Source organism: Vibrio sp. 070316B (genome assembly GCF_013114115.1).
In the GTDB taxonomy this organism is placed as follows: Bacteria; Pseudomonadota; Gammaproteobacteria; order Enterobacterales; family Vibrionaceae; genus Vibrio; species Vibrio chagasii_B.
Map to the genome: position 1 here is coordinate 103088 of NZ_VTYC01000001.1, position 7035 is coordinate 110122.

6 protein-coding genes and 1 tRNA gene are annotated in these 7035 nt (G+C 43.6%); 3 read left to right on the plus strand and 4 right to left on the minus strand.

Annotated elements, in window-relative coordinates; genetic code table 11:
- Nucleotides 1-139 precede the first annotated feature (139 nt).
- Together F0251_RS00465 and F0251_RS00470 are read right to left on the minus strand one after the other, a co-directional pair.
- Entirely contained in the window at nucleotides 140-2014 is a 1875-nt protein-coding gene (locus F0251_RS00465) for an MFS transporter (protein ID WP_171730095.1), read from the minus strand.
- Nucleotides 2015-2031: 17 nt separating this feature from the next.
- Nucleotides 2032-2622 (minus strand): TetR/AcrR family transcriptional regulator, encoded by a 591-nt coding sequence (locus F0251_RS00470; protein WP_008220667.1) that lies wholly within the window; start codon nucleotides 2620-2622, stop codon nucleotides 2032-2034.
- Between the two features lie 197 nt (nucleotides 2623-2819).
- Between F0251_RS00470 and F0251_RS00475 the strand changes: the two genes are divergently transcribed.
- From F0251_RS00475 to tsgA, 3 genes are all read left to right on the plus strand, one after another.
- Nucleotides 2820-3734 (plus strand): Tim44 domain-containing protein, encoded by a 915-nt coding sequence (locus F0251_RS00475; protein WP_061033646.1) that lies wholly within the window; start codon nucleotides 2820-2822, stop codon nucleotides 3732-3734.
- Nucleotides 3735-4000: 266 nt separating this feature from the next.
- Nucleotides 4001-4708 (plus strand): purine-nucleoside phosphorylase, encoded by a 708-nt coding sequence (gene deoD, locus F0251_RS00480; protein WP_061033645.1) that lies wholly within the window; start codon nucleotides 4001-4003, stop codon nucleotides 4706-4708.
- Nucleotides 4709-4780: 72 nt separating this feature from the next.
- Nucleotides 4781-5953 (plus strand): MFS transporter TsgA, encoded by a 1173-nt coding sequence (gene tsgA / locus F0251_RS00485; protein WP_171730096.1) that lies wholly within the window; start codon nucleotides 4781-4783, stop codon nucleotides 5951-5953.
- A 50-nt stretch (nucleotides 5954-6003) separates the two neighbouring features.
- Here tsgA and F0251_RS00490 read toward each other — a convergent pair whose 3' ends face one another.
- Both F0251_RS00490 and F0251_RS00495 read right to left on the minus strand, forming a co-directional pair.
- Nucleotides 6004-6678 carry a Crp/Fnr family transcriptional regulator gene (locus F0251_RS00490; protein WP_061033643.1) on the minus strand — a complete coding sequence of 225 codons (675 nt, stop codon included), beginning with the start codon at nucleotides 6676-6678 and terminating at the stop codon, nucleotides 6004-6006.
- A 164-nt stretch (nucleotides 6679-6842) separates the two neighbouring features.
- Nucleotides 6843-6927 (minus strand) — tRNA-Tyr (locus F0251_RS00495).
- Nucleotides 6928-7035 lie beyond the last annotated feature (108 nt).

The window sequence follows — 7035 nt, forward strand, 5'->3', positions numbered from 1 at the left end:
TTTTATCGTTTCTGGTTATGGCAGCGTAGCGAAGACTATACGCTTAACTTGATGATAAGTAAGTCTAAATGAATTGAACAAACGTTAAGAAAAACTAAACGTCTGTTCAGGAGGGACATTTGGACTTATTTTAAGCTAATTATCTTTGAGAGCCACGTAGATCAGCAACAGCCTGACGCAGAGTTTCACAAGAGGCATCGGCCGGTGAAATTGGCTCACCTGTTTCGATCTCTAGCTTTGTCCAGAAACGAGTTGGCAACCCTTTGCATGCTCGGCCTTTATAGCGGCTAAAGTAGCTGCCCCATAATCCTTTGAGAGCCATTGGAATGACTGGTACGGGAGAGCGTCGGATAATCAGCTCCATGCCACGCATGAATTCCGCAACCTCGCCATCTGAGGTGAGTTTACCTTCTGGGAAGATACACACGATATGACCTTCATGCAGTGCTTGTTCAACCTCGTTGAAAGCGTTGCGAATCGAGCGGCGGTTGGTGGATGAGATAGGAATCACTCCAGCTCTTTTTAAGAAGCGTCGTAATGGTGGAAGCTTGGCATAGTCTTCTTCCATGACAAAACGAATCAGGCGAGGGCATACCGCGCTGAGTAGCAGTGCATCCATATAGCTGACGTGGTTACAAACAATCAACGCTCCACCGTTTTCAGGTAGGTTATGCAGATTCTTGTGCTTAACACGGTACATGGTGTGCGTGACGACCCAAGTGAAGAAGCGGAAGGCGTAAATGGGTACCTGATAGAACAGGTAAAGCATCACGAAGGTATTCAACAGAGCCAGTAGTACAAACAGCTGTGGAATGGACAATTCAAGCACGCTTAAGCATACGATGCCCATCACAGCGCTACCTACCATGAACAGCGAGTTGTAGATATTTAGCCCTGCAATCACTTGAGCACGCTCGTCTGGTTTCGCGCGTAGCTGCATCAGTGAATAAAGCGGCACAATAAAGATACCACCAGAGATACCAAGTAGCAGTAGATAAGCAAACAGCGGCCATAGCTCGGAGTAAGTCACAAATTGCTGGAAAGAGCCAAACTCGGTCAAAGACTCAGGGATGGATGTCGCCATCAGCAAGCCAAAGATTGAAATTCCTAAACTGCCCATTGGCACAATGCCGATCTCAATTCGGTGATTGGAAAGCTTGTCACAGGCTAGAGAGCCAATGGCAATGCCTACAGAGAATAGCGCCAGCAAAAAGGCAACAGAACTCTCAGTGCCATTCAAATGCAGCTTAGTGAAGTTTGGGAATTGGGTTAAGTAGGTCGCGCCAAGGAACCAAAACCAGCTTATAGACATTAAAGCTTGGAAGGTTGGTCGGTCTTTTTTTGCAATCGCGAGTGTTGCTTTGGTCAGCTTGATTGGCTGCCATTTCACTTTAAGATCTGGCGCATTGCTTGGTGCTTCAGGAATAAAGCAGCTTGATACGTAGCCAAGCACAGCAAATGACACAATACAAATTGCTGCAACCAGCTTCGCGCTCTCTTCCGATGCAATAATACCGGCACCCAAAGTACCAATTAAAATTGCTAGAAATGTACCTGTCTCAACTAATGCGTTACCTGAAACGAGTTCTTTTGTTTCTAGTTGCTGAGGGAGTAGCGCGTATTTTACCGGTCCAAAGAAGGCACTCTGCGTTCCCATTAGAAACAGAAGTAGAAGTAAGATACCGTAGCTTTCGTAGATAAAACCAATCGCACCCAGCGACATGATCACCACTTCAAGCAGCTTCACTTTACGGATGAACCAAGATTTTTCGTATTTGTCAGCCAGTACACCAGCTAAAGCTGAGAACAGGAAGAAGGGCAGAATAAATAGCCCAGCCGCCAAGTTTATGAATAGGTTGCTGGAGATAGGTAGTGTGTCTACGCTTGCGAAAGCAACAAACAGCAACAGAACATTTTTGAATATGTTGTCGTTAAAGGCTCCCAGAAACTGGGTAATAAAGTAGGGTAGGAACCTTTTTTGCGTTAACAGCGAAGATTGGCTGCTGTTGTTCATTGTCTTTCCTTGAATGCTTACCAGTTGGTTAAGTAGTTTGAGACTAGGTTATTAATCAACTCTTTACCATCGATAGGCTCAGATGCGAAAAACTTATCGTCAACACTCAGAAGTGTAATTCCGTGCACGCCAGACCATAATACACGGCTCGCTTTAACGACTTCGCTTTCCGTATGTTCAGGTGCAATTGCGATTAACAATTGCTCTAGCATGCCAGTCATCTTATCGATACGGTTGGATTGCCATTCAGGTAGGTTTTCACCGTTCATGTTGTGCTCAAAGATAAGCTGCCAACGGTGTGGGTGCTTTTGCGCAAAGTCATGGTAGCAGTAAGCAAGATTAAATAACGCTTGTTGCGCATTGCTTGATTGTTCAACGGCAGCTGCAGATTCAGCGGCGAGTTCATCTAGCGTTTTGGCTACTACGTGAAGAAGCAAAAGATTGTAGTTACCGAATACATTTACCAGTGTACTTGGTACATAACCAATCATGTTCGCGATTTTTCGTAGGCTCAACTCGTGATAGGAGTGCTGCTCTAAAAAGTCTGTCACTGTATTTAAAGTCAGCTGGATCAATTGTTCTCGAGTGTGGTCGTTTCTGCGTGCCATGAGTAGTTTCTAGTAAATGAACATCGTTCAATATTTTAATGCTGCCCCTGAGTGCCGTCAATCCCTTCGCTAGTTTAGTAATTAACTAATCGCCGCAATATTATGAAACATGTGTAAACACAGTGAATATTTCATTGTGCTTTGTTAACGAGTATGATTAAGGTGTCGAAAGATAAAGAAACCTATAAAGGATAATAATGAAACGATTTTTCTCACTAGTCGCGATTCTGATGGTATCAGTCGCGGTGACACCAATCGCGGAAGCGAAAAAGTTTGGTGGTGGTAAGTCTTTTGGTAAGAGTTTCAAAACGGCTCCTGCACCCAAACAGCAACAACAGAACACGAATTCAATCCGACAAGATCAAGCCGGTAAGAACACAGCGGCTAACTCTAGCAAGAAAGGCCTTATGGGCGGTCTGCTAGGCGGTTTACTTGCAGGTGGTCTACTAGCAGCATTCTTCGGTGGCGCATTTGAAGGTATCCAGTTCATGGATATTCTGATTATGGGTCTGATTGCTTTCCTAGCGTTTAAGTTCCTACGTGGCATGCTTGGCGCGAAGCAGGGTTCTATGAACCAGCAGAATGCACGAGGCCAACAGCCAGCATTCGGCGGTATGGGACAAAACAAGTTTGAACAACCAACGCAACAGCCAAATGTTCATAACTTCGAGCAAGCACAACCTCAATCACAAGGCACTGCTGGTGGCTTTGGTTTTGGTGCGCAAAGTGATGTTCCACATAACTACCCACCGGGTTTTGATCAAGCGGCATTCATCAACGGCTCTCGTGAGCACTACCGTACACTGCAAGGTGCATGGAACCACAACGAGCTAAGCACGATTGAAGAATACGTGTCTCCAAGCCTTTTCGAAGACCTAAAAGCTGAGCGTAGCAAGCTAGACGGTGATCAGCATACAGACGTAATGTACGTTGATGCTGAAATCGTTCGTGCAGACCATGACGGCAGCAAAGCACAGCTAAGCCTACAGTTTAGCGGTCGCTACCGTGATTCTGAGGAAGGTATCGAAGAAGACATCACTGATATCTGGCACTTAGAGCGTGACCTAACAACCGACAACGCACCTTGGTTGATTGTTGGTATTCAAGGTTAATTCCACGACTTAGTTAAACATCAATATGTGTAGTTAATCGGAATAACACCTAATAATTGAAAGCCCCTACAGAGAGATCTGCAGGGGCTTTTGTGTTTTTAGGATAACCAGTAAGTAATGTCTGGGTCCTTAGAACAATGAGTGCCATGGTTTTGCTAGAGATGATTCAAATTTGAGAGGCAGTACTTTGAAAGCGGACATTTGTCCTCAATGCTTTGTACCATTGCTTCTTATGATTGCGCCAACAAAACAAATAAGGAAACATTATGACTGCACATATTGCTGGCACTGCTGAGGATTTCGCATCTACGGTAATTATGCCGGGTGATCCACTACGAGCGAAATACATTGCTGAAACCTACTTAGAAGACGCAAAGCTTGTGACTGATATTCGTAACATGCTTGGATATACAGGCTATTACAAAGGGCAACGTATCTCAGTAATGGGTCATGGCATGGGTGTACCTTCAATGGTTCTCTATGGTCATGAACTGATTAATGACTTTGGTGTGAAGCGCATTATTCGTATCGGTAGTGTTGGGGCAACGCAGAAAAATGTGATGATGCGTGATGTGATTTTGGCACAAGCCGCCGGTACAGACTCTCCAACGAATGCCAAGCGCAGCAGTGGCTATCACATGGCGACCTCGGCAACGTTTGAGCTTTTACATAATGCTTACCTTTCAGCAAAAGAGAAGAATATAGACGTAAAAGTTGGCAACGTGTTCACTGGCGACCTTTATTACGATCCTGATGAAGACCTCATTCCTGCGCTGGAGCGTTTTGGGGTGCTTGGTATCGATATGGAAGTTGCAGGCTTATACGGGCTAGCGCAACAATTTGGTATTGAGTCATTAGCGATCCTGACGGTATCTGATCATTGTATCACGGGTGAGGAGACGACAGCAGAAGAGCGTCAGCTTTCATTCAACAACATGATTGAAATTGCTTTAGAAACGGCAATCAAAGCTTAAGCCTGTGTGGAGGGCTTAAAGTTAAGCTCTCCCAAATTAAAACATCTAACCTACGAGCCCTTGGAGTGAACAATGAAAAATAAAATGACACTCACTGCTATCAGTTTCCTCGCTAATTTCGTTATGGCGGGCTTTGCGACACAATTTGGTATGTTGGTCGAGCCAATAGCCAATGCATTTAACGCGAATGTAAATGAAGTAGCATCAATATTTTCTTTATTAAATGGTGGAGCACTAGCCGGTACAATTGCGGCTTTCTTCTTAATTGAAAAAGTCGGTATTAAACGTATGACGGTACTGTGCTACGGGATTATCGCACTGTCCTCATTAGGCCTTTACATAGCACCTTTGTTATCGATTGTGATGCTATGTATGGCTATCATTGGTTTTTGTGGCGGTGTTGGTCTGTGTATCGCTGGTACTATTGTCGTTTCACTATGGAAAGACAAAATTCAGAGCACAATGTTAGTAGTACAAGACGCGACATTTAACATTGCAGGTGTTGTATTCCCAATGATCACCACTTACGCACTTACTAATGCAATGAATTGGAGCATCAGTTACTTAAGTGTTGGCGTGGTTGCATTGGCAACAATGTTTATCGCTTTGCTGACTAACTTCAATCAATGTGGTGATGAAAGCACAGCACAAACTGAATCAAAGTCTGAATGGAACTTTGGCATTATTAGTGGTGGTATCGGATTATTTTTAGGAATGCTTGCCCTTTATACCTTCTTAACTTGGGCTCCAATGTTTGTGAAAGAGAAGTTCGATATTCCATTTGAACAAGCGGGTAGCATTATTACTCAGTATTGGTCAGCAGCGTTGGTTGGTGCTTTAGTTTCGACTGTCATTGTGTCGCGTATGAAGATTCAGTCTTTCTTATTGACGATCATTACACTTGCAATGGTAATAACGAGTGTCATCGTTACGACAAACAAACTAGAATGGCTCTCTTACCTGACTTATGGTTACGGATTTGCTTGTGCCGCACTTTATAATGCTTTCATTGCTTATGGTGTGTCATTTGTTCGCAATGCATCAAGTAAGAATGTTTCTTATATATTGGTTAGTGGCAGTGCTGGTGCAATGTTTAGTCCTGCGATTAGCTCTATGATGGAAAGTATTGTTGGCTTACAAACGGTTATGTATGCCATCCCTGCTATCTATGCTGTTGTGTTGGTGATGCTTATTGCATCTTCAAAGTACAAAGCAAGCCAAGCCAATCAAGCTCAAACTGCATAAATAGTTACCGTTTTAAGTGACCCCGAAAAGGTCTGCATTTGCGCAGGCCTTTATTGTTCCGCAAACTTTCTGAGTCCTTCTAGATCAAGAATCCTTAAGCCTTTCTTTTCTTTCGCAATAAAACCTTTGCTCTCAAGCTCTTTCACTGCGCGGCGGTAGACTCTATCTGTCGTAGCAAAACGTTCTGCTTCAAGGTAATTTTTTTGAAAGCCATCGACGGGTAAGTCATTCAAATATTGATGATAAATGTCGTAGGCAACATTGTAAGTGATCGGATACAGAAGACGCCTTGTTAGGATCTCGACGGTGTCTTGATAGTCAATAGCGATAGCACTGGCGAAATAAAGAGAGAGCTTAGGTTGCTCTAACAAATATTTCTTTAGTTTTTGTGCATCAATGATAGATACGCTCACAGGCTCGATGGGCATAATATCCATCTGGCAGCGGTATCCGGTAAAGAACTCCATCTCTCCGAAAACTTGTTGCTCACACTCGAGAGTACCTAGCAAAAATGTTTTACCGTTTCGAGCCGTCATCCCCATAGAAACCCTTCCTGAATCGACAAGGTATAGGTTCTCTACATGCTCTCCTTGAGTTAATAACTTCTCATTTTCCTCAAATATTCTGCTCGTACAAATACAATCACGAATGGTTTGTTCGATTAGTTGCTTGTCTTCGGTCCACTCAGTTTCGAAGCGACCTTTTCCTAGGGTTTGTAGCTGCATATTTGGTTTTAATTCAGTTGTTGAGATAAGTTTCTTAACTTGGATGATAGATTATCAAGAGCGTTGAGCGAGAAAGGTAACAGGTACAGTGAAAATATTATACACAGAAACGAAAAAAGCCAACTCAATGAGTTGGCTTTTCGATTTTCCAATTAAGGAGAATATGGTGGAGGGAGACGGATTCGAACCATCGAAGGCAGTGCCGGCAGATTTACAGTCTGCTCCCTTTGGCCACTCGGGAACCCCTCCAGGCTGTGTCTTACTCTTCACAAAGTAAGCCTAAATTGATGCTTTCCCATAAGCCCATCAATCAGGTTGTTCTCTTAACTCTTAGGTAGAGGTAAGAAGAATATGGTG